Consider the following 22,487-nt stretch of genomic DNA (forward strand, 5'->3'; position numbering starts at 1 on the left):
GTTGTCCTCGTCGTGGATCATGACCTTTCTCTGGACAAAGACCGGGCCGGTATCCACGCCCTCGTTCAGCCGGAAGACGGCGACGCCCGTTTCCTCGTCCCCGTTGATGAGGGCCCACTGGAGCGGGGCGGCGCCGCGGTATTTCGGAAGAAGCGAGAAATGGACGTTGACGCAGCCGTGCGGCGGCAGGTTGAGGATCTCCTTGGGCAGGATCTTGCCGTAGGCGACGATGGCGATGACGTCCGGCTTCAGACGCGTCAGTTGTTCCAGAAATTCCGCGTTGCTCCGGATTTTGTCCGGCTGAAAAAGGGGCAGCCCGTGCTCCTTGGCGAAGGCCGCGACCGGCGGCGGGGTCAAGTCGCGGCCGCGTCCGGCCGGCTTGTCCGGCTGGCTGACGACTCCGGCGACCTTGTGGTTCGACGCCAGAATCGCCTTCAGGGAGGGAACGGCGATTGCGGGGGAACCCATGAAGACGATGTTCATGTCATTACCCTACGTAAGTGGGGCCGGAGCCGTGTTCGATTTCTTCTTGTTGGTAGCGCTCATGCCGCTCGAGTTTCTTCTTGTAAAGGTCCTGCTTGAGCCGGGAGATTTTGTCGAAGATGAGCTTGCCGTCCAGATGGTCGATCTCGTGCTGGAAGGCGACGGCGAGCAGGTCTTCTCCCGGGTATTTCACCTTTTTTCCGTCGCGGCCCAAGCCTTCCACCACGATCTTCTTCGAGCGCTCCATCGGAACGACGAGCTGGGGAAGCGAGAGGCAGCCCTCGTCCCAGAGGATCTTGCCCTCCTGAATGGTGATGATGGGATTGATGATCGCCTTCGGGTCCGGCTTGTGCGTTTCGCGCCCCTGATCGTCTTTTTCCAAAAGGCCGACGTCGATGACGAGAATTCGCTTCGAGACGGCGACCTGGGGTGCGGCCAAACCCACGCCCGGCGCGGCGTACATGGTCTCGTACATGTCGTCGATGAACCTTTGGATCTCGGCGTCGACCTTCTCGACCGGTTTGGCCACCTTTCTCAGAACCGGATCGGGATATTTTACAATTTCCAGAATCATTTTGATTTCCTACATCATATCGACCGGGTCGACGTTCACCAGCATCTTCACCGTCGAGGGTAAGTCATTCTCCGCGAAATCGTCAAGGATGGCGGCCAATTTGGGTTGGAGGCGGGCGTACTGGGCCGTTTTCACCAGCACCCTCCATCGAGACTTGCCGCGTACGGTTTCCACGGGGCGGGGCGCCGGGCCGAGCAGGGATTCGTCCGTTTTCAAGGCGCGCCCCGCCCGCAAGGCCAGGGCTTCCGAGGTCTTTCTCACCGTTCCGGCGTTGGATCCCGACAGCCGGATTTCCACCAAACGCAGAAAAGGGGGATACCCGGCCTCGCGTCGATGCCCCAACTCCGTCCGGCAAAACTCCAGCCCGTCGTACGAGACGGCGGCGATCAGACTTTCGTGTTGCGGTTGATAGGTTTGGATGAGCACGGTCCCCGGCCGTTCGGCGCGCCCCGCGCGGCCCGCCACCTGCGTCAGGATTTGGTAAGTTCGCTCGGCCGCACGGAAGTCGGGGAGATGCAGGCCGACATCGGCGTCCAGGATCCCGGCGAGCGTGAGATGCGGGTAGTCGTGCCCTTTGGTGATCATCTGAGTGCCGACCAAGACGTCGATCTCGCGCCTTTTCATTTTCTCCAGAATGTCCAGGCCGCCGGCCGCGCCGGCCGTGTCGCGGTCCATCCGCGCCACGCGGGCGCCCGGAAAGAGGCGTTGGACCTCGGAGGCGACCTTTTCGGTGCCGAAACCCCGGAGCGATAAGGTCGCCTTGCCGCAGGCGGGGCAGACGGGATCGTAGGGCCTTGAGGATTCGCAATAGTGGCATTCGAGACGCGCGGGATTTTTGTGAAACGTGAGGGAGATATCGCACCGTCCGCATTCCGGCACCCGGCCGCATTCGGGACACATCACGAAGGGGGCGTAGCCGCGGCGATTGACGAAGAGCAGCGCTTGCTCCTTTCGCTTGAGGGCGGCTTCGAGCTCTTGCAGGAGCTCCGACGAGAAAACGGGATGCCTGTCCTTTTCGCGGCGGAGGTCGACGATCCTTACCTCGGGAAGCTTTGCTCCCAGAGGACGGGCGGCGAGGCGCAGGCACGTCATTTTGCCCTGGGCGCAGCGTTGAAGAGCTTCGAGGGACGGCGTGGCCGAACCCAAAATGGCGAGGAGGTTTTCGTGCGCCGCGCGCCAAAGGGCCAGATCGCGGGCGTGGTAGCAGAAGCGCTCCTCCTGTTTGTACGACGAGTCGTGCTCTTCATCGACGACGATCAATCGCAGGCGGGGCATCGGCAGGAAGACGCCCGACCGCGTTGCGACGACAATGCGGTGCCGTCCCTCGCGCGCGCCTTTCCAAACCTCGTAGCGCTGGGACCGCGTGAGGCCGCTGTGGGAGACGGCGACGTCGCCGGGATTTTTCCCCAACGCCCGGAAACGTCCCACGACCTGGGGCGTCAGGCCGATCTCCGGCACCAGCACGAGCACCTGGCCGCCGGTCTCCAAGACGCTCTGGGCGGCGCGAAGGTAGACCTCCGTCTTGCCGCTGCCGGTGATGCCGTGAAGCAGGAAGGGACGGACCGGCCTGGCGAGTCCCTCCAAAACTGTTCTTAAGGCGGCCTCCTGTTCGGCGTTCAACGACGGCAGAGTGGGCGTGTCAAACGAAGCCGCGTGAGGGACCTTTTTTCGGGCCTTGGTCTCGCGCGCCTTGGCCCTCGTCTCGAAGAGATCGGGAGGCGCGAGATGCCGCAAGACCTCGCCGATCGGCGTCAGGTAGTAGGCTGCGGCCCATTCGAGGAGCTTGAGTTCCTTTTGGGAGAGGAGGGGCCGGAGGACGGCGTCGATTTCCTTGATCTTGAGGGATTTTTCCGCGTGTGGGGTTTCCCTGAGGATGCAGCCCACCGCATGTTTGCGTCCCAAGGGCACGCGGACCAGGCATCCGGGGCGGGCCTCCCCGGCCAGGTGAGACGGGACGCGATAGGTCAGGGTGTGGCGCATGGCCAGAGGCAGGACGACTTCGATCAGCATTTGCGTCACGTTTCCAGCCCTACACCCTGCGCCCCTCTGAGGAAAATATTTGTTTTCAGGTGCTTGATTCTGTAGAAATCAGGTTTCCACCGCCGTTTGTGTCTTCCGTCGGGGCGTAGCTCAGCCTGGTAGAGCGCTTGCTTCGGGAGCAAGAGGTCGCTGGTTCAAATCCAGTCGCCCCGACCGAGGACGCAAAGGACGTCGATGGTCAGCGAAGCAGCACAGACGCCCGTTGGTGTCAGATCCTGTCGCCCCGACAAAAAATCATCTGAAACAAGTTGATATTATTGATGAATTCAAGGCTCGTCCTCGGAAAGAACGCCCTTGAGAAGCCGGTTCAAGGCCTTGCGCTTGCCCTTGGCAAAGCGCCGTGAGGGGTCCTGTTCGAAATCCTCGGGCCGCTCCAGGGCGATCTGAAATTCGCGCGAGCTGAGGATCCCGCAGCCCTTCTTTTCCGCACTGCGCATGACCTCCTGATCGGACGACACGACGATCGCCGAAGGCCCCCATTCCGAGGCCGCCGCCCGAATCCAATCATCCGCGCTCTGTCCATCCGCGGTGAAGACGACGCGCATGCCCCGGTCGACGTGCTCCTTGGCGGTCCACGAGCCCGCCTTGTAGGCATCGAAGACGACGGTCACGTCGAAGTTCTGGAGCTGAGGGCGCCTGGCCAGCCAATCCAAAACCGCCTCGCGGCCCTTGTCGTGGCCGCGGATCGCTTCGTCGCGAAAAATGCGGTCCTGCCAGAGGAAGTTATAACCGTCGATGAGGATTTTCGTTGCCATGGAATTTCGCCGAACATCCTGTAAAATGGGTTTTGACGCAACCCTATGCTGTTCGACCTCATTGAAGAATGCAAAAAGATCATCGCCATCAACACGGCGGGTTCCGCGGGGACGCGGAGGTTGGTCGAACACCTCGTCCCTTACTGCAGGGCTCTGGGTTTTCGCGTCTTCTTTCAGAGTCCGGACAACGGCCCCGCGGCCGACCTGAACCTGATCGCGCATACCCAGGCGGAGGGGGCGCCGGATCTCTGTCCTCAAGGCCTGGCGATGGTGACCCACCTGGACACCGTGCCCGCCGGTGACAGGAGTCTCTGGACGGAGACGGGGGGCGATCCCTACCGGGCGACGATCCAGGGGGACAAAATCTACGGATTGGGGAGCGCCGACACGAAGCTCGACTTTCTTTGCAAGCTCCTGGCGATCGAACAGGTGGGGTTGCAGAACGTCACGGTTCCCGTCGTCCTCGTCGGGACCTTCGGCGAGGAGCGGTCCCTGGCGGGGGCCCGTCTCCTGCTCGACGGCGCGCTTATGAAGCCCAAGTTTGCCCTGATCGGCGAGCCCTGCGAACTCAAGGCGGTCGTGGCGCACAAGGGGATTTTGTACATGAGGGCCGTTTTTCGGAGTGAAGGGGCGCAGGGCCTTGCACCCCCACAAACAAGACATTTCCACGGACGCGCCGCCCACGGCTCCATGCCTCATTTGGGGGAGAACGCCGTGGAGAAGGCGATCCGCTGGCTCATGGCCGAGTGGAACGTCGAGGCGACCGAGATCGACGGAGGCGTCGCCCACAATATCGTGCCCGACTCGTGCCGTCTGTCCTACGTGGCATCCGAGGGACCGGGGCCCCGCGTCCGATTCCTCAAGTCCTTTATCGACGCCATTGACCGGGCGCGCCTCTTTCTCGCGACGCACCGGAATCCCTCCTTCGACCCCCCGCATACGACCGGTAACATCGGCGTCATCCGCACGCACGCCGATGGAACCGTCGAGATTGAATTCGACTACCGCCTGATCCCCGAGACGGACTCGGAGGCCTTGTTTTCCATATTTGAGAAGATCGGCGCGAGCGTGCCCGGGGCGGCCGTCGAGGAGATCCGCTCCAACCGGCCTCTCAACACGCCTCCGGATTCGGAAATCGTCCGGCGGGTGGGGGACGCGCAGGAGGCCTGCGGGCTCGCTCGCGCCTTCGTCGTCAAGTCGGGTAATACCGAAGGCGCGATCTTCCACGACATGGGGGCGCAGGCGGTGATCACCGGCCCCGGCCGGGCGGTCGGCAACATCCACGCCCCCAACGAACACAACGAGATTTCCCAGCTGAAGAAGGCCGTCGAATTCTACACGGCGTTTCTCCGCCGGTTCTGCTAGTATTTTGTCATGTCCTTCATGATCCGCCCCGCCCGTCTGTTGGACGCTGAAGCATTGGTCGAGCTCGCCAACTCGCTTTCGGCCCGGGGCTTTCTGACGCTGCCCGAGCGTCCCGAGGAGATGGGCCGGCTCATCGCCCTTTCGGAGCAGGCATTCCGCGGCGCCCTGAAGGACCCCGACCGGGGGCGCTACCTTTTCGTCCTGGAGGACATGGCGCAGAGGCGCGTGGTGGGGGCCTCTCTCATCGTCGCGAGACACGGGGACCCCGAATCCCCCCATCTCTATTTCCAGATCGACGAGGAGAAGGGGACGTTGAGTTTTCAGTCGGACACGGAAGGACGGACGGAATTGGGAGGGCTTATTCTGCATCCCGATTACCGCGGCAGGCCCGAAAAGCTCGGCAAAGGCCTTTCCCTGATCCGTCTTCTTTACATCAAACGGAATCCCAATCTCTTTAAGGAGGATCTCCTGGCGGAATTTCTGCCCCCGTTTACGGCGGACGGCAAGTCGCATCTCTGGGAGTCGCTGGGCCGGCGTTTGACGGGCATGGGATACCGGGAGGCGGATGAGAAATCCCGGCGCGACAAGCGATTCGTCCTATCGGTCTTTCCGCGCGGTCCGATCCTCTTGAGTTCCTTGTCGGAAGAGGCTCAGATGTCGATCGGCCTGGCGGGTCCGGAGTCGGAAGGCGCGGTGAAGCTGCTCAAGTCCGTGGGATTCCAATACCTGCACCAGATCGATCCCTTCGACGGCGGGCCTCACTACGGCGTCAAGAAGAGGGACGTGACCTACGGCGTCGCCGAGGATTTTCTGTTCGAGCAGAGAGAGATCAAATGGATGTTCACTCCGTCCTGATGGGCGATCCCGGCGAATTCCACATCGCCGGAGGCGCCAATCCCTTCACCCGGACGTGGTGGGGGCGGAAGAAATACGTCAACCTCGCGAAGGCGATCGAGCAGTGGCAAGGCTTGCGCAGCCTCCTCGTTTCCCTGGGTGTCCGTGTTCACGTGATTCCCGCCTCGCATGAGAACCCGGGACTGGTCTATCCCGCCAACTTCGGCGTCCGCCTGGGGGATACGTTCGTCCTCTCGAATCTCCTGCCGACGCGGTCGGGGGAGAGGCCGGTCTATGAGGCCTTTCTCAAGGGATTGGGCCTCAAGACCGTCCGGATGCGGCATCGCTTCGAGGGCGAGGCGGAGTTCTTTCCCGTCGGTTCTCGTTACCTCTTCACCTACGGGGCCGTGAAGAACCAGCGCTTCAAGCCGCGCTTCGCGATCCCGCCCTGGATGCGCGTCTACGGCTTCCGCACCGAGCGGCACGCCATGGACGAGCTCAAGGCCTTTCTCCCCACGGGGACGGAGATCGTGGATTTCGAGTTGATCGAGGAGTCGCACTACCACGGCGACACGGTCTTCTGCTCCTTCGGTCCGAACCGGGAATTCCTGCTGGCGTACCTGGAAGGCGTCTCCGAGGCCGACCGCGAACGCTGCCGGCATCTCTTCAAGGAAAACCTGATCGTCTTATCGTCCCGGGACGGATTTCACTACGCGGCGAATTCGTTCCAGGTGGAGACGCGGGACGGGTTGAAACTTCTCATGCCCGAGGGCGTGAGCGATTCGCTCCTGGGTCAGGTCCGGGAACGGGGCGTGACGCCGGTGGCGATCGACGTTTCCGAGTTTTTGAAAAAGGGCGGCGGGGCGGTCAAGTGCATGATCGGGGACTTGGGGAACCTCCCCCAACCCCCTCCTTAACAAGGAGGGGGCTATCACTCGGTCGTCCCTTATTGATAAGTAGGAGTTGGAGCGTTTGAAATATGGCCACTGACAACGAGCTGCACACTCTGCACAGATATTTCATTTGGATGGATAGGATGAGAGTTCATTTTGATGAAGTTATTCGAAAAGCGGAGGGTCAATTTAAGACTGATCAAGGAGCGCAGATCGACGCATTCCTATATATGTCATATTGGTATGCGGGGATGTATGTGGTCATCGAGGGCTGGAGGGAATTGCAACTCAGTGATGACAAGGTTGATTATCTACTAAGTTCTTCTGACCATGTTGAACTTTTGAGGAGGGATCGAAATGGAGTCTTCCATTTCCAGAAGACATACTTTGACAAGAGATTCAGTGATCTTTGGTCATCCAAGGAAATTGTAGCTTGGCTCAGAAAGTTGAGTGCCGCGTTCAGCGGATTTTTTCTACGATGGTCTCGGAGTCGCAAACTAGATTCGCGAGATGGGTAAGGACGGAGTTCAAGTGGTTCAAAACAGCGTTGTTTTGATATCTGACCACATCCAAGGATAGGCATCGCAAATATTCTTCGCGGGCTCGATCGTGAGCTATTTGATTAATTTCGTCATGCACATCTCCATCAACTTCGACGACGAGCCTCTTCTCAGGACAGAAGAAATCGACAACGAATGGTCCAATGCCGTGCTGTCTACGAAACTTCAGACCTAAGAATTGTTTTGCTCGTAGCTTCGACCAAAGCATTCGCTCAGCAGTCGTCATTGCCACTCTGAGTTGTCTCTTGAGCTCGAGTTTATTTGGATCGCCTCGGAGTGTGCGTGGCATAGAGCCTCCCCATGCTGGGAGGCGATAAAGATCATCGGATAAGAATGGGGCTGCGGTTGCGTCACTCGACCTACTCGGTCTCCCCTCCTTGCTAAGGAGGGGTAGGGGGGAGGTGGAACAAGGGCGCCCTCCCCCTACTTTTCTTGCACCAGCGCCCGCAGAAAATCGAACACCGTGATGATCCCGACCATCTTGTCGCCGTCGCAGACGGGCAGGGCGCCGATGTGCTTTTCGATCACCAGGGCGGCGGTCTTCCTGAGATCATCGTCCGGCGAGACTTTGTAGACCTTCGTAATCATCACGTCCTCCACGTGCAGATCGTCGCTCAACCGGTAGAGGTCGTTCCATTCCCTGAAGACATCCGCGATGTCGGGACGGCGCAGGTCCCGGTCGGTCACGAAACCAACCAGTTTTTCGCCAACCACCACCGGCAAGTGGCGAAAACCGTTCTTCTTCATGATTTTGAAGGCCTCCTTGACGGAGGTGCCGGGGGTGACGGTGACGACCTTGGGGGTCATCCAGTCCTTGATCTTCATGATCCGCTCCTTTGAACGTTTCGTGATTCTTCTCCGGACGGGCGCCGTCGATCACGCGCGAAAAAATCGCCGGCCTCCTTGACGGAACCGAAGCCCTTGGACTCCATCCAGGCCTTGAGGACCTCCTGCAGGCGCCGGAGGTTGTCCGCCTCGGGAGTGACGTAAACGGCGCTGACGCCCGAGAGCAGGGCGCCAAGGACGTCCCCGGAGGCCGAGACGGGTCCCGCCGCTCCCAAATCGATTCCTTCGCGAGGGAGCGTCCCCAACACGGGGAGGGCGAGACGGAAAATCTGATGGCCCGGAAGAAGGACCTCGTCCCTCCTCTCGAGCGAATCCGGGTGGGGGACCGGCCCCTGCGGCGTTCGGAACAACACCAGGGCCTTGAGTCCGGCCTGGGACAGGGAGCCGAATTCCTCCTTCAGAAAAGGACAGAGGCCGGGCGTGATGCGTGCGGCGACGGGAATGCGGACGGCGGCGCTCACGAGCTGGATGATTCGCAAGGGGTCGGCGGATCCGCCTTCCTCGGACGACTTCAGAAACAACTCGATGGCGTCCGCCCCGGCCTGTTCGACGGCGAAGGCGAGCGCCAGCCAGTTCTTTTCCGAAACGGCCTCGATGCCGGCGATCACCGGCGTTTCGACGGCGGATTTCCAACCTCGCAGGAGCTCCAGATGACGTTCGAGCGGAGGCCGGGCCTCGAAGCCCGGTTCAGGCTCGCCGCGGTTCAAGGCCAAGAACGTCTTCCAAGCCTCGCGGTCGAGCTCCTCCTCCGAGATCGGGCCGAAGAACAAGGCGCCGATGGGTGCCGCCGCCAGGTCTTGCCGGGGGGCTTCTTCCGAGACGCACGCGATGAACGGAGACCCGAGGCGGAACCCCATGTAGGCGGTCCTCACGTCGGTCGCGCCGGCGGAAGGACGGGCGGGGAAGTTCCCCTCTCCGGCGTGGAGCGGAAGGACCGGGGCCGGCCGCGGGGACGAAAGCGTTATCTCGCGGCGAGCGAGGTCCATCGCCCGCCGGTGGGCGTCGACGATTTCGCCGCTGAATTCCCCCCAGCGGTCCTGGACGGCCTCCGAAACGGTCTCGAAGGCCCCCTCCGCCGGAAGCCCCAGCCAGGTCTCGGAATCGAGCAGGGACAGCAGGCTTGCGGTGAGGATGGGGCTGACGACGTCTCCCAGTCCGGCGCGCCGGGCGATGTCGCGCAAGTCCAACGAACGTTCCCGTAAGTCCGGTCCCGAGGCCGTGAGAAGAGGCCCCGCGAGAGAGATCGTCAGCGACGGCCGGAGGACGGGACCGTGACGCCGGATGGGGTTCCGGGAAAGGCGCAGGTGGATCCCGGTCGTTCCGCCCTCCGTGATCGTGTAGCACTGAAAGTACGAAGGGGATCGGGAGGATATGTTTTTGAGCAGTTCACGGACGGCGGTTTGCGCCTCGCCCCCCGACCCGCCGTCCCGGAGAATCGCTTCGAAAACGTCTTCCGGGGACGGGGATGAGGGGGACAAATCCGTGATGGGGGGGAGGGTCGTGAACCACGACCAGCCGCCGACGATGCCTTGGTGAATCGCCGCGAGGACGTCCGCCTGCAGGACCTTGGTCGCCGCCAGGCTCCGGACCGTTGATGGAAAGGAATCCAAGAAACGGCGGCCGTCGAACGGCCGCCACAGGCGGACGCGGACGACGCCGGTTTCCGCGTCCGGGCCGGCGTCTTGCCCCAGAGTCGCCGCGATCCGCGAGGGTTCGGCGGGGCCGGTATATTCGTAGGCGCCATAGGAGCGGCCGGTGATCGCCTTCAGACGCGCGCACAGGCGTTCGAAAGCCTCGGCGGCGGTTTCCTGGGGGGGCTTTCGGATTTCGGCGGATGCGCCCCAGTCCTCCCGCGCCAGGACGTCGATCTTGGCGAACTCGCGTCCCACCCAGCGGCGGTCGAAAAAATGGAGGACCGGGCGGCCGGTGTCCCGCGCCAGAAGCGAGGCCACGGCGGCCATGTCGGACGCCTCTTGGGCCGAGCCCGAGGCGATGAGGGGAATGTCCTGCGACGTGAACGGGGCGAGTTCGGAAGGGTCGTCGACGGCCACGTGAAAGGCGCGCGTGGCGCGGGCGTCCTTGTTGTGCAGGATTTCCAGGAGACTTGAATAATCCTTCGGCAGCTCGAAAACGGTCCCCTCCCAGGCCTCGGCCGTTCCCTTCACGGCTTCGATGCCTTCGAGGGCCTGGAGCGAGGGGCTTCTCATTCAGCGAGCTCCCGCAGGCGGTCGATCCTCGCCGGCATGTCGGGGGGCAGATCCAGACCCTGGCTTCCCGAGAAGCCGAAGGTCGTTTCCTGCAGCCAGCGGTCGAAGCACTTCTTGGCGGTCTCGGAGTGCGGCAGGCCGGTGACGCACGCCTCCAGGTAGTATTCGTCCAGGTTCCAAAGGAGGGGATCCTCGAGAACCGAGTGGGAGACGCCCAGGATCCGCAAGGCCTCGGCCTTCTGTTCCGGCGTGGTCGGCCGCGCGAGGGTTTCCTGGGCAAACGAAACGGCGCGGAGATAACTCACGTCCCCGGCGTGGTCCGCCTGGTAGGTCTGGAGGGTCTGAGCGCGGTCCACGAGCCGCCGGGCCTTCTCAAGCCACGAAACGGCGGGGGCCGACGGGTCGAGGCTCTTTTCCCTCTTCCATTCGCCCACGTCCTTTTTCCAGGCCTCAATCTGTCCGCGGAAAAAGCCGGAGAGATCCTTCCTTGCGTGGACGCGATCCAGGATCTCCTGAGCGAGCTTGGGGTCCTGCTTCACTCGGACCGCGATCGTCAGGGCATTCCTCACGGCGTGCGGCAGTTCCGTCGACCGCGCGGCCACCGAAGGCTCCTTGGCGAGAATGTCCTGATAAAGGGAAATGGCCTTGTCGAACTGGCGGGTGGCGGCGAGGAATTCCGCCTTCTGGAAGGGCGTGAGCTTCAAGGCGTCCAGTCGGCGGCCGCCGTCCCGGAACGTCTTGCCGGTCGCGGAACTCGTGTGGCACTCGAAGCAGAACCCGGTCGCCGTGCGGATGCGGTTCCTCAGGTAGACGGGATTCCCGGATTTTGCCGCCTCTTTCAAGTCGGCCAGGTATTCGGAGTAGACCGAGGCCACGGCGGAGAGTCCCGGACGCGTCGCGCCGGTCACCTCCGGCATGACGTGCGCGATGCCCTCCAGCCGGTCGATGAGCGCCACGATCTTGGCGTAATTGGCGGCCTTGCGAAAACTCTCGGGCGAGGCCGCGATTTCTTGAAGTTCCAAGATCGTGGCGAAGTTCTGATTCATCATCGGCTTGAGTTCTTCGGTCGAGGCTTGCTCTGCGCGCGCGGCGGGCGTCAGGATCAGCGAAAGGAACGAAAAGACAGAGAGAAATAAGGTTGTCTTCATGGTGAATGCGATTATGGGAATCTCCTCCGAAGAAACATGGCCTTGCTCATACCAAAAGTCCACCGCCGAGTCATCCGGAACCTCGTTCGAAGACCGCAAGAAGGTCGCGTCTGTTTCGTCTCAGCGCACCACCACCACATCCTCATTTTCTCCCACGTACCGTCGTGCGAACGATAGCTCCTGCTCGTTCTCCGCAAAGATCGTGTAGAGCGGTGCGCCCTTTTTGACCGCGTCGCCCGTCTTGGCGTGCAGGTAAACGCCGGCGGCCGGGTCGGTGGGGGCGCCGGCGAGTTTGGCGACCCGCGCCAGCTTGAGGTTGTGCAGGGACGCGATGCGGCCGGAGGCGGGACTGCCGATCGTCGCCTTGTGGGAGGCCTTGGCCCAGGGCTTCAGCGTTCCCTGCTTGGTCGCGATCGCCAGGAACTTTTTGAGCGCGTGGCCGGAGTCGAGGATGCCGCGCGCGGCCGCGGCGCCTCGGCCTTTGGCGATCTTGTCCGCGAATTCCAAGAGCTCGCCCGCGAGTGCAATCGATTTCTCCCTCAGGTCGGCGGGGGCGTCATCGCGCCCCTCGAGGACCTTCATCACGTCCTGGGCCTCCAAGACCGGGCCGATGCCGCGGCCGACGGGCTGGCCCCCGTCCGTAAAGACCACGCGCACCTTGAGGCCGATCCGTCGCCCGACGCGCTCGAAGAGTCGCTTGAGACGGAGGGCGTGGGCCTTGGAACGGACCTTGGCCGTGGGACCGACGGGGATGTCGAGGAGGACGTGGGTCGATCCCGCCGCCCTTTTCTTGGAGAGGATCGAGGCGATCATCTGACCTTCGGAATCCAGGGAGAGCGGGCGTTCCACCGAAATGATGATATCGTCGACGGGCGCCAGGTGAAGGGCGCCGCCCCACGCGATGCACGCCTTCTCCTGCGACACGATCCTCTTCATGTCTTTCAGGGAGAGGCGGACGTTCGTGATTTGCTCCATGGTGTCGGCCGTGCCCGCGGGCGAGGTGATCGCACGCGAGGAGGTCTTGGGAATCGGAATTCCGAAGGCTGCCACGATGGGAACGATGATCATCGTGGTGCGGTTGCCCGGGATGCCGCCGATGCAGTGCTTGTCGAGGACGATCGGCAGTTTCCAGCGGATGGTCTCGCCGGTCGCGATCATCGCCTCGGTGAGCCATACGATCTCGTTCTCCGTCAGCCGCTTTTGGGCGCAGGCGACGACGAAGGCGGTCAGTTCGATGTTCGAGTAGCGGTAGGCGGCGACGTCGCGGACGATGCCCAGGATCTCGCAGCGGCTCAAGACCCGACCGTCGAGCTTTTTGCGGACGAAGTCGGTAGAATGCAGAGGGTTGGGGTGGGCGAGCGAGACCTCCGCCCCTTCCGGGGCCCCCAGTCGGCGGAAAGCGGTGATGGAGAAGCCGATCTCGCCCTCGTGGATCATGTTGTTTTCGGTCATGTTGAGGGTGGCCAGGATCGACTTCTTGCCGTAACGGATCTCGATCTTGGAGAGGGCGGCGAAGCCCAGGCTCTTGCAGATCTCGCAGCCGACCGGCATGTAGACGATGTTCTCGCGGTAGGTGTCGATGCCCACCTTGCGGACGCGAAGGGTTGCCGTCATGAAGCCGCCTTTTTCATCCGGTCGATGAACGTCTCGTCCGTCGATTCGCCATAAATCCTCAAGAGAGGTTCGGTCTTGGAGCGCCGGATCAGGATCCAGCCCGAACGAAAGGACCACTTCACCCCGTCCAACGTCGATGTCTCCAAGACCGCTTCGCCCACGGCCCGTTCCCACAGGAGGGGATCGAGCCATTTTTCAGCCTCCTCCCGGGAAGGCAGTTTCAGATCGACGCGATGATAATGAAAATGTCCGTACCGCCGTCCCAGGTCCGCGATCAACTCCGGAATCGTTCTTCCCGTCGTTGCCAGCATTTCCAGGACCAGACCGTGCGCCATGAGACCGTCTTTGAAGGGAAGGTGAGGGCCGTACGCCATCCCGCCCGTTTCTTCGAAGCCGATCAGAGGATTTGGGTCTTCCACCATGTGGCGGCCCATGCTCATGAAGCCCACGGGCTCGATCCTCAAGGGAACGCCGAAGTCCGCGCAAACCCGCCGTGTGAGCTCCGAACAGCTCACCGTTTGAGACACCGTCCCGCGCTCGCCGCGAATGGCCAGCAGGTACCAAGCCATCAATGTGCCCAGGGGATTGTTTTGGACGTAGAGGCCGGCGTGATCCATCGCCGAAAACCGGTCGCCGTCCACGTCGGTCGCAAGCCCCGCGATCGCGCCTGATCTTGGGACGAGGGCGCCCAGTTCCGTGAGGGAGGTCGCGTCGGGTTCCAGACGCCGCCGTCCGAAGGTGGGTTCCATCGCCATGGGAACGCCGGTCTGTCGGACGCCCAGCGAATCGAGAAAGAGCGGAAAGAGCGGCGTGACCGTCCCGGCGAAGGCGTCCCAGGCGACGGAGAGGCCGGCCGCCCGGATCTTGGCGGCATCGACGTGTTTGAGGATCGAATCGATGTAACGCCGGCGAAGGGCCTCGACGTCCGCGAGTCCGGCAAAGCGGCGATGAAGGTCAAAGTGTAAGGGCGAATCTCGTGAAAAGCCCCCTTCGGGGTGTATTCTCCCTTCCAAGATCTCATTCGCGCGTTTCTCAATCCGATCGGCCAGATCCCGCCCGATCAGGGCCCCGGAGGCGTCGAGGACCTTGAGGCCGTTGTAGTAGTACGGATTGTGGCTGGCGGTGACGACCAACCCGAAATCGTACGGGGTGTCGCGCGCCAGTGTCGCGACGCCGGGCGTTGGAAACATCTCCGGGATCAGATCGACCGACCAGCCCAGCGTCTCCAAGAGCGCGGCGACATGATGGCCGAACTCCTTCGAGAGAAACCGGTTGTCGAAGCCGACGATCGCCCGCCGCGGGGGTAAGAGGCCCGCCAGGGCGGAAACGACCGCCGAAAGCCGGGCGACGGTGAAACCTTCCGCGGTGACGGCCCGCCAACCGGAGTCGCTGATATGAAGTCTTGAAGAACTGATATTCGTCATGGAACTAGTCGAAATTTCTGGCTAATGTGCCACATTACTGGAGGTCCGGCTATGGCACAGTTGAAGATTCTTTGGGGCGTGAATCCCTTTCAGGATGGGAGCGAGATCCGGCGAAAAGGGGAGCTCTTCCTGAAATCCTTGGGAGGAAAGCCTCGCACGGTCACGCCGGTCTATGTCTCGAGTCCGATGGAGCTGCAAATCGCGCTCGAGTTCAGCGTTCCCTTGCAGGAGCGGTACCGTCAGGTGGCGGAGCAAAGCCTGAAGAAATATCTCTCCAAGGTGAAAGGGTTGCCGCTCCGTCCCGCCCGCGTGATCATCGAGTCCTCTCCGGGCCTCGCCGCCGCGTCGAAGGCGCTCGCGGTGCATGCCGCCCGTGAAAAGGCGGATGCCGTCGCCGTCGGAACGCATGCGCGGTCGGGCTGGACGCGATTCGTCCTGGGCAGCTATGCGGAATCCCTCCTGGCGTTCTCCCGGACGCCGCTCGTTTTCCTGAACCCCCGCGCCCGGGTCGCCGGCAAGATCCGGAAGATCCTCTTCGCGACCGACCTGAGCCCCGCTTCGCGCAAGGCATTCGCCTTCTTGTGCCGTTTCGCCGCGGCGACGGGCGCGTCCGTCGAGGTGCTGCACGCCGTCGAGACGCCCCGGCATTGGGCCACGACCTACGGCCTTCTCCTCGCCGGATCCCGCGCCTTGACGATCGACGAGTATCTGGCGGATCTTCGCGAAACGGGTCTGCGGAAGATCGGGGCGTTCTTGAAGATCGCCAAGTCGGCGGGGGTCAAGGCCTTGCCGCGAGTCGAGGTCGCTCCCCGACGCGTGTCCGACATCGTTCTGAAGGCGGCGGACTCCGACCATGTGGACATGATCGCGCTTGCCGCCCAGAGCAGCCGTCTCCGAGCCGGTCTTCTGGGCAGCGTGGCACGCGACGTTCTACGATGGTCCCGGGTTCCCGTCTGGATCTGGAACGCCGTCCGGTGACGGCTTCGGGCGCGGCCGGTCGCTCGGAAGAAGTGTCAGAAGCATCGTGGTCACCACGGTCAGCCCCGCGTTCAACAGAAACGCGAATCGGGAGTTCACGTGGTCCCAGATGAGACCGAAGAGCAGCGAGGCCGGCAGGAGACCCATGCCGTAGGCGAAGTAATACCAACCCAGGGTCGTCGCCCGGACTTCGCTCGTGGCCACGGTGGCCGGGTAGGCCCGTTCGGCGGGCTCGATCAGCCCCGTATGAAACCCGTAAGCCGCGATGAGTCCCCAGGCGATGGGAAGGCTTCCATTGAAGGCGAATCCCGCGTAAATCACCGAAAAGAGAATCCACCCCAGGGCGATCGTCCGCCGCCGGCTCCAGGCGTCCGACAGGCGGCCTCCCACGTAGGTCGCGACGAGCGTCGAGATCGTCATCGCGAACCATGCCATCGGCATTTGGTAGGGGGCGAGACCCAGATCCTTCATCTTCATGATGAGAAAGAGCTCGGATGGCGTCGTGAGCGCGGAGAGGAACATGAGGGCCACGTAGATCTTCATCGCGCGCGGAAGCCTTTTCCAGGAAAGCCCGGAGGAGGACGGCGGCGCCTGCGCGGGCACCGTTTTGATGAAACGCGGTATGATCAAAACCGAGAGGATCGCGGGAATGCTGGCGACGAGAAATAGGGTCGGGAGCTTGATGGAAAACGCCGCCAGAATCGCCGTCGCGGCGAGGGGGCCGATGAGCGAACCCGTGTGGTCCATCATGCGCTGAATGCCGAAGGCCTCCCCCCAGCGGGATTTTTCCATCGACTCCGTCAATAGCTGGTCGCGCGGCGCGGTGCGGATGCCCTTGCCGAAGCGATCGAGAATGCGGACGGAGAGCGTGACCTCCGGAAGAGGAAGGGCGTAGAAGAGCCGCGCAAAGGTGCAGAGGGCGTAACCCCCGATCGTGAGCGCCTTGCCCTTGCCCCGGCGGTCCGCATACCAGCCGGAAAAGAGCATCGTCATGTTGGAGATGGAACTCGCGAGCCCTTCCATCACCCCCAAAAAGCTCGCCCCCAATCCCATCGTCGCGAGATAAGCCGGAAGCAGCGGCGTGATGACGTCAGCCGTGACGTCGTTGAAGAGGCTCAAAAGGCCCAGGAGGAGGACGTTGCGGGGAATCCGCCGGGACATGAGATCAGAGGCTCGAGTTCTTCGTGGCGGCTTCCGGGGAGGAATGCGAGAGGTGGCAGCGGAAGCAGTTCTCGGAGAGCCGGTTCATTCCGTCTTCCACACCGGAGGAACTCTTCCGGGCCGCCTCCCGCTTGAAATCCACGATATCGGAGCTCAATCTCTTCATGTCCCTGGAGGGATGTCCCCTGTCTTTGAGGGACTTGACCGTCTCCGCCCGTGCCGCCATTTCATCCAAGATCCTGATCACTTCGTCGTAGCGAGGCGTCTTCGGAGCGAGTTCCACTTCGAGCTGCTGGAAGGACTTCATGAGACCCCGCATCTGGTCCATCAACTGAAGCTGCTGGGGGGTCAGTTCGCCGGCGCGGATGGAAAATCCGGCGCAGGAGAGCGCGATGGCAAGCAGCAAGACGGAGGAGATTCGCATGGCGGTCTTCCTCTCAGTCGTAGCGGCGGGGGGCGTTGGCCGCGTGACAACGGAAACACGAGTCGTACAGCGCGTCGATCTCCTTGCGGAGAGTCAAGGGGTCCTGGCGAGCGGAGTATTTCCGGATTCTCTGGAGTTGGGAGTTGAGTCCTTTGAGCATGGGCTCCCAATCCTTGTTGGGAACGACCTTCTGGATCGTGCGCCGGACCGCGTCCATCTGGTCGGCCAAAGCCGTTATTTTGTCATAGTCGACGCCGCCCGCGGTGATGTTGTTCTCGATCTCCACGAAGCCGCTCTCAAGCTGGGTCATCTGTTGGCGAAGCTGAAGAACGAGCTGGGGGTCGTTCAACTTCGAATGAGGCTTGTAGGGGCGTTCCGCGGCCGAGGCGACGCCGGCGGCCAGCAAGGCGGCGATGGCAAACATGAACAGGTTCCGTTTCATTTCGTTCTCCTTGCGTCATCCCTTTCATCGACTACTTCATCATCATCGGCGCGTGCGTCTGGTGGCATTTGAAACAGGTCTCGAAAAGGCGGTCAAGGTCCCCCTTGAGCGCCGCGCGGTCGCGGCGGCGGGAATCGCGCTGGAGGCCGTCGATCTGGGAGGAGAGTTGTTTGAGAGCGTCTTGGAGCCCCCCGTCGGGCATCACCTTGCGGATTTTGTTCCCGGCCGCCTCCATTTCGTCCAGGGCCTTGAGGACCACCCTGAAGTCCACCTTGTCGGAGGCCGATAGGAGTTGGATGTCCACGAACCGCATCTCCAGGCGCGTCATTTCTTCGCGGAGGGGGATGTAAACCTCCGGATCCTTGATCCGGGGTTCGGGGGGCGACGCGGTCAAGGCCCCGCCGAAAAGCAAGGCGGCGGCAAGAGTCAGGCTTATTGCCTTCACGTTTTTCATCATAGGCCTCCCGTGTGCCGAATGGCCATGATGGATATCATGTCCGTCCGGTTTTTCCCATGGCTTTCAGGAACTCGAACCAAAGCACGCTGGAAAAACCGGCCGCGACGCAGAGGAGGGCGCGGCGGACGGTCAGGGGCGCGAAGTAAAAGAGATCCCTCAGGACGGGAATCGTCAGGACCGCCGCCAACACGGCCGCCGCTCCGGCAAAGACGAGCCACAAGGCACGGTTGGGTGAGCGGAGCGTGGCCCAGATCGTGCTCTTCCAAGACCGGTTCGTGAGGATCAGGCCCAGGTTCGCGGCGACGAGCGTCGTGAATGTGGTGGCGCGGAGGGTCTCCGCCGGCTGTCCGAGCGACCGCCCCCAAACGTAAACGCCGAAACAGACTCCGAGAACGCCAAGGCCTTGGAGGGCGCTCAGGGCGAAGAGACGGCGTCCGAAGAGCGGCGATTCGCGATCGCGCGGAGGGCGGCGCATGATGTCCTTCTCCTCCGGTTCGGATTCGAAAACGATCGAGCAGGCCGGGTCGATGATGAGTTCCAGAAAGACGATATGCGCCGGAAAGAAGATCAAGGGCCAGCCAAGGAGGACCGGCAGGAGGGCCAGCCCGGCGATGGGAACATGGATGGAGAGGATGTAGGCGACCGCCTTCTTCAGGTTGTCGAAGATCCGGCGGCCCATCCGCACGGCGGCGACGATGGAGGAAAAGTCGTCGTCGATCAGGACGATCGAGGAAGCCTCGCGCGCGACGTCGGTCCCGCGGCCTCCCATGGCGACTCCGATGTGGGCGGATTTCAGCGCCGGGGCGTCGTTCACGCCGTCTCCCGTCATGGCCACCGTCTCGCCGTTCGATTTGAGGGCCTCGACCAGGCGGAGCTTTTGCTCGGGCACCGTGCGGGCGTAGACGTTCGTTCCGCGGGCGCGTTCGCGGAGATCGTGCTCGGACATTTGCTCCAGTTCGGGACCGCTCACGATGCCGCCGGTGGCGTCGAGGCCGATCGCATCCGCGATATGGCTTGCGGTGCCGGCGTAGTCGCCCGTGATCATGACGACGCGAAGGCCGGCATCCGCGCATTCCCGGATGGCCCCGGGCACCGAAGGGCGGATCGGATCGGCGAAGCCCAGAAGACCGACGGGCCGGAAGTCGAAATCGTGCTGGATCTCGGGCAAGGAGGGTTTTCGAAAGTAGGCCTTGGCGACGGCCAGGACCCTCAGGCCCCGCCCGGCCATCTCCTGAACCTTCTTCGCCAGGAAAGACTCTTCCTTTGGATCGAGATGGCAGAGGTCCAAGACGGCCTCCGGCGCGCCTTTCGCAGCAATGACGAAATCCGACCCTCCCGGCGATCGCCAGACGTGCGAGAGGGCCAGGAGGGCCGGTGTGAGAGGGTATTCACGGATGAGCGTCCAGTCGCGATGGATGTGTTCGGTGCCGGCCAGGTAACGGGTCGCGAGCTCCTGGATGGCTTTTTCCATGGGGTCGAACGGATCGCGCTGGCTCGCCAGGAGCGCGAATTCCCCCAACTCGTGGAACGTTTCCGCCAGGGCGGTCGCCGTGTCCTGGGCCGCGTCGTGAAACTCCCCGTTCGCGTGGAGCAGCTCCACCGTCATGCGGTTCTGCGTGAGGGTGCCGGTCTTGTCGACGCAGAGGACGGTGGCAGCGCCGAGGGTCTCGATGGCGGCGATGCGGCGGGTCAGGACGTTCCGGGCCGACATGCGCCAGGCCCCGAGGGCCAGAAAGACCGTGAGGACGACGGGGATTTCCTCCGGAATCATCGACATCGCCATCGTGATGCCGACCAAGAGGCCATCGACCGCGCTGGAACGCGAATAACCGTAAAGAACGGCGGTCAACGCGCAGAGCCCGAGGCCCAGGGTGGCGAAGATCCTGACCAGGCGCCCGGTCTCCCGTTGGAGCCGCGTTTTCTCGGGTTTCACGGATTGAAGGATCTTTCCGATCTTTCCCATCTCGGTGCGGATTCCAGTGGCCGTGGCGCGGGCCGCGCCCTGGCCTTGAACGACCAGGGATCCCGAAAAGACGAAGGGAAGGTCATCCCCGCCGGGCCGCGCCTCGAGCGGCGTCGGGGCGCCGGCGTCGGCCATCCGCTTACGCACGGGGATGGACTCGCCGGTCAAGAGCGACTCGTCGACGGCCATGTGGGTGGAAGTGACGAGGATCCCGTCCGCGGGAACGCGGTCTCCCTCCTTGAGGAGGACGAGGTCGCCTCGCACGACCTCTCGTCCGGGAATCCGTCGCGATTGGCCGCCGCGCACGACGAGCGCCCGCGGGCTGGAGAGGTCGCGCAGGGCCTCCAGGGCCCGTTCGGTCTTGTGCTCTTGGTAGAAAGTGATCGCGAGAACGAGGAGGACGGAGACCGCCAACATGAGGGCTTCTTTGATGTCGCCCAGGGAAAAATAGACGGCGGAGGCGGTCAGGAGGAGGAGGATCATCGGCTCGCCGGCCACCTCGAGGGCGATGGAGACGAGACCGCGCCGTTTGGAAGTGGGTATCTCGTTCGGGCCTTCGTTTTTGAAACGCTCGGCGGCCTCGTTCTCGGACAGACCCTGTTCGAAAATATCTCTCACGCGCGGGGTTGAGTGTTACCACGGAAGGCGGTATGCTGCCATCGAATGATCAACGAACTCTTGAAATCAAAGGCCCAGGCCGCCCTGAAGGACAAGAAGGTGTTGAATTCCCTCCTTTACGAGGCGACGGTGAAGGCCGACGCCAACAAGGGTAGGATTCGGAGCCTCTGGTCGAACCTCAAGGCGCTCGCCCGGATGGTGCGCGCGTGGGCGGGAGGACAATACAGCGACGTCCCGTGGAGGAGCCTCGTCGCCGCCCTGGCCGCGCTGATCTATTTCGTGAACCCGTTCGATCTCATTCCCGACTTTTTGATCGTCGGCCTGGCTGATGACGCCTTGTTCGTCGGCTGGGTCCTGGCGTCCATTCAAACGGATCTCAGCAAGTTCCTCCTGTGGGAGAAGACCATACCCGTCCGGGCGGAAAGGGTGGAGTGATTGAAGCCCCGGTCCTTCCGCTTGGCGCTTGTCGTCGCCTCCCTCTATACGGTCATCGCGGCGGTCGTGAGCCTCTGGGATCTTTTCAGCCCCGCGCCCCCGGGCGCATGGCTGGTTTTGCGGGGAATCGGTGTCTGCATCGTCACCCTGCCGGCCTGTTATATCGTCGAGAACGTCTTTCCCGCCTTGGGAATCCCGAGCCCCAACTTTTATGACATTCGCGAGAGTCCCTACACGGTGATCGCGCTGATCGTCATGATCCTCTCCTGCGCGGCGTTGATCTACTCCATCACGGCGTGGATTCAAAAGCGGATAAGGTCCAGAACGATAAAGACCCGTCGTCCGCGATCCGGTCACCCCTCCTGAAACGCGACCCCGTTCGCTCTGAGGAAATCCTTGACCCGGTCCACGTGGAGGCACCGCCCCACGTGCAAAAAGGCGTTGTCCGAGACCGTCACGGTCTTGCCCATCTTCAAGACCTCTTGATGGATGTCGAATCCCAAGTAGAGATGGCCCGTGGCGAACTGGACGCCCCAGACCTTGCCTTCGGTGTCGAAGACCGGACCGCCGCTCTGGCCGCGTAGACCCGGCGTGCTGAGCTCAAAGCCCGAGACGGTTTCGTGGCCGTTGCCCCCCTGCAGAATCAGCCGGGTCACCATGCCTTCGATCGGAAAGAGAGGCGTGTGAACCTGCCCTTCCTGCGTCCATTCGATCGCGTCTCTCTCGTCATTGTAACGAAAGTTCGTAAAATCGGGGAACGGGTAGCCCAGGCGGCAGACCATGAGTCCCGGCTTGAGCGCGGATGTGCCCGCGGGAAAGACGGGGAATTGCTCGCAGTGCAGGCGGCTGTTGGAGAACTTGATCAGGGCCAGGTCGAGTTTTTCATGGGGGATGATCTTGACGTCGAGCTTTCCGTCCGCGCAGTTGACGAACGTGTTCCGGATCTCGACCGTGATCCGCTCCGAGTACCCGTATTTTTTCTCCAGCTCCCGGACGGCCGCCCGGCGCTTGCGGACGATCAGATCGTGCGCCTCTCTTTGAAACTGGCGGTAGCGGCGGTTGACGCGGTCGGCGTTGGCGACCAGGTCCGAGACGTGGCGGCAGGTGAGTGCCCAGCCGTCGGCGTTAAGGAAGAAGAGAGTGGCCGTGGAGGGTACAACGGTCTGGGAGCCGTAATTGCGGGTGATGATGTGGATGGGCCGGACGAACCGCGCGGCTTTTTCGATCGCCTGAACGAACATGAAGGTCTCCGGGTCGACTTTCCTT

At 62.5% G+C, this 22,487-nt stretch carries 22 protein-coding genes and 1 tRNA gene; 7 read left to right on the plus strand and 16 right to left on the minus strand.

Annotation, left to right across the window (positions count from 1 at the left end):
- The 3 genes from VLJ37_05315 to priA form a co-directional block, all read right to left on the minus strand.
- Nucleotides 1–483: methionyl-tRNA formyltransferase (locus VLJ37_05315; GenBank protein HSA59087.1), on the minus strand; the 483-nt coding region annotated here is incomplete at its 3' end.
- 4 nt (nt 484–487) lie between these two features.
- The gene (gene def, locus VLJ37_05320) at nt 488–1,057 is read right to left on the minus strand and encodes a peptide deformylase (protein HSA59088.1); all 570 of its coding nucleotides are present in this window, start codon (nt 1,055–1,057) and stop codon (nt 488–490) included.
- 9 nt (nt 1,058–1,066) lie between these two features.
- On the minus strand, nt 1,067–3,067 hold the full coding sequence (priA, locus tag VLJ37_05325; protein ID HSA59089.1) for a primosomal protein N': 2,001 nt from the start codon (nt 3,065–3,067) through the stop codon (nt 1,067–1,069).
- Nucleotides 3,068–3,176: 109 nt separating this feature from the next.
- Between priA and VLJ37_05330 the strand changes: the two genes are divergently transcribed.
- Nucleotides 3,177–3,250, plus strand: a tRNA-Pro gene (locus tag VLJ37_05330).
- Nucleotides 3,251–3,363: 113 nt separating this feature from the next.
- Here the strand turns inward: VLJ37_05330 and VLJ37_05335 are convergent.
- The gene (locus VLJ37_05335) at nt 3,364–3,852 is read right to left on the minus strand and encodes an NYN domain-containing protein (protein HSA59090.1); all 489 of its coding nucleotides are present in this window, start codon (nt 3,850–3,852) and stop codon (nt 3,364–3,366) included.
- 45 nt (nt 3,853–3,897) lie between these two features.
- Here VLJ37_05335 and VLJ37_05340 point away from each other — a divergent pair, with 45 nt between their 5' ends.
- From VLJ37_05340 to VLJ37_05350, 3 genes are read left to right on the plus strand one after another with little or no spacing between them, the layout of a single operon-like run.
- On the plus strand, nt 3,898–5,217 hold the full coding sequence (locus VLJ37_05340; GenBank protein HSA59091.1) for a M20/M25/M40 family metallo-hydrolase: 1,320 nt from the start codon (nt 3,898–3,900) through the stop codon (nt 5,215–5,217).
- Nucleotides 5,218–5,235: 18 nt separating this feature from the next.
- Nucleotides 5,236–6,072 (plus strand): arginine N-succinyltransferase, encoded by an 837-nt coding sequence (locus tag VLJ37_05345; protein HSA59092.1) that lies wholly within the window; start codon nt 5,236–5,238, stop codon nt 6,070–6,072.
- Nucleotides 6,051–6,968 carry an arginine deiminase-related protein gene (locus VLJ37_05350; protein HSA59093.1) on the plus strand — a complete coding sequence of 306 codons (918 nt, stop codon included), beginning with the start codon at nt 6,051–6,053 and terminating at the stop codon, nt 6,966–6,968. The genes VLJ37_05345 and VLJ37_05350 overlap by 22 nt, the downstream gene beginning before the upstream one ends.
- A gap of 435 nt (nt 6,969–7,403) precedes the next feature.
- Here the strand turns inward: VLJ37_05350 and VLJ37_05355 are convergent, their stop codons facing one another.
- The 6 genes from VLJ37_05355 to VLJ37_05380 all read right to left on the minus strand — a co-directional run bounded on the left by VLJ37_05355 (nt 7,404) and on the right by VLJ37_05380 (nt 14,743).
- A complete protein-coding gene (locus VLJ37_05355) occupies nt 7,404–7,793 on the minus strand; it encodes an endonuclease domain-containing protein (GenBank protein ID HSA59094.1) in 390 nt (129 codons plus the stop codon).
- Nucleotides 7,794–7,927: 134 nt separating this feature from the next.
- Nucleotides 7,928–8,329, minus strand: coding sequence for a CBS domain-containing protein (locus VLJ37_05360; GenBank protein HSA59095.1), 402 nt, complete (start codon nt 8,327–8,329; stop codon nt 7,928–7,930).
- Entirely contained in the window at nt 8,326–10,557 is a 2,232-nt protein-coding gene (locus VLJ37_05365; protein HSA59096.1) for a hypothetical protein, read from the minus strand. The genes VLJ37_05360 and VLJ37_05365 overlap by 4 nt, the downstream gene beginning before the upstream one ends.
- A complete protein-coding gene (locus tag VLJ37_05370) occupies nt 10,554–11,705 on the minus strand; it encodes a hypothetical protein (GenBank protein HSA59097.1) in 1,152 nt (383 codons plus the stop codon). The genes VLJ37_05365 and VLJ37_05370 overlap by 4 nt, the downstream gene beginning before the upstream one ends.
- Nucleotides 11,706–11,825: 120 nt before the next feature.
- Nucleotides 11,826–13,319: a thymidine phosphorylase family protein gene (locus VLJ37_05375; protein HSA59098.1), complete on the minus strand. Its 1,494-nt coding sequence runs from the start codon at nt 13,317–13,319 to the stop codon at nt 11,826–11,828.
- Nucleotides 13,316–14,743, minus strand: a complete 1,428-nt coding sequence (locus VLJ37_05380) for a hypothetical protein (GenBank protein ID HSA59099.1) — start codon at nt 14,741–14,743, stop codon at nt 13,316–13,318. Before VLJ37_05380 ends, VLJ37_05375 begins: the two co-directional genes overlap by 4 nt.
- A 51-nt stretch (nt 14,744–14,794) precedes the next feature.
- Between VLJ37_05380 and VLJ37_05385 the strand changes: the two genes are divergently transcribed.
- On the plus strand, nt 14,795–15,721 hold the full coding sequence (locus VLJ37_05385) for a universal stress protein (GenBank protein HSA59100.1): 927 nt from the start codon (nt 14,795–14,797) through the stop codon (nt 15,719–15,721).
- On the opposite strand, the gene VLJ37_05390 is transcribed toward VLJ37_05385, so the two are convergent.
- From VLJ37_05390 to VLJ37_05410, 5 genes are read right to left on the minus strand one after another with little or no spacing between them, the layout of a single operon-like run.
- A complete protein-coding gene (locus tag VLJ37_05390) occupies nt 15,674–16,882 on the minus strand; it encodes an MFS transporter (protein HSA59101.1) in 1,209 nt (402 codons plus the stop codon). The genes VLJ37_05385 and VLJ37_05390 overlap by 48 nt on opposite strands.
- 4 nt (nt 16,883–16,886) lie before the next feature.
- On the minus strand, nt 16,887–17,306 hold the full coding sequence (locus VLJ37_05395) for a hypothetical protein (protein ID HSA59102.1): 420 nt from the start codon (nt 17,304–17,306) through the stop codon (nt 16,887–16,889).
- Nucleotides 17,307–17,319: 13 nt separating this feature from the next.
- On the minus strand, nt 17,320–17,748 hold the full coding sequence (locus tag VLJ37_05400) for a hypothetical protein (protein HSA59103.1): 429 nt from the start codon (nt 17,746–17,748) through the stop codon (nt 17,320–17,322).
- 31 nt (nt 17,749–17,779) lie between these two features.
- Nucleotides 17,780–18,202 (minus strand): hypothetical protein, encoded by a 423-nt coding sequence (locus tag VLJ37_05405; GenBank protein ID HSA59104.1) that lies wholly within the window; start codon nt 18,200–18,202, stop codon nt 17,780–17,782.
- 37 nt (nt 18,203–18,239) lie between these two features.
- On the minus strand, nt 18,240–20,786 hold the full coding sequence (locus VLJ37_05410) for a cation-translocating P-type ATPase (GenBank protein HSA59105.1): 2,547 nt from the start codon (nt 20,784–20,786) through the stop codon (nt 18,240–18,242).
- Between the two features lie 45 nt (nt 20,787–20,831).
- Between VLJ37_05410 and VLJ37_05415 the strand changes: the two genes are divergently transcribed.
- Nucleotides 20,832–21,221, plus strand: coding sequence for a DUF1232 domain-containing protein (locus VLJ37_05415; protein HSA59106.1), 390 nt, complete (start codon nt 20,832–20,834; stop codon nt 21,219–21,221).
- Nucleotides 21,222–21,587, plus strand: a complete 366-nt coding sequence (locus VLJ37_05420) for a hypothetical protein (protein HSA59107.1) — start codon at nt 21,222–21,224, stop codon at nt 21,585–21,587.
- Here VLJ37_05420 and VLJ37_05425 read toward each other — a convergent pair.
- On the minus strand, nt 21,575–22,462 hold the full coding sequence (locus VLJ37_05425) for a serine protease (protein ID HSA59108.1): 888 nt from the start codon (nt 22,460–22,462) through the stop codon (nt 21,575–21,577). The two genes, VLJ37_05420 and VLJ37_05425, sit on opposite strands and share 13 nt — an antisense overlap.
- Nucleotides 22,463–22,487 lie beyond the last annotated feature (25 nt).

The organism is bacterium (assembly GCA_035454885.1).
Taxonomy (GTDB): Bacteria; UBA10199; UBA10199; order JACPAL01.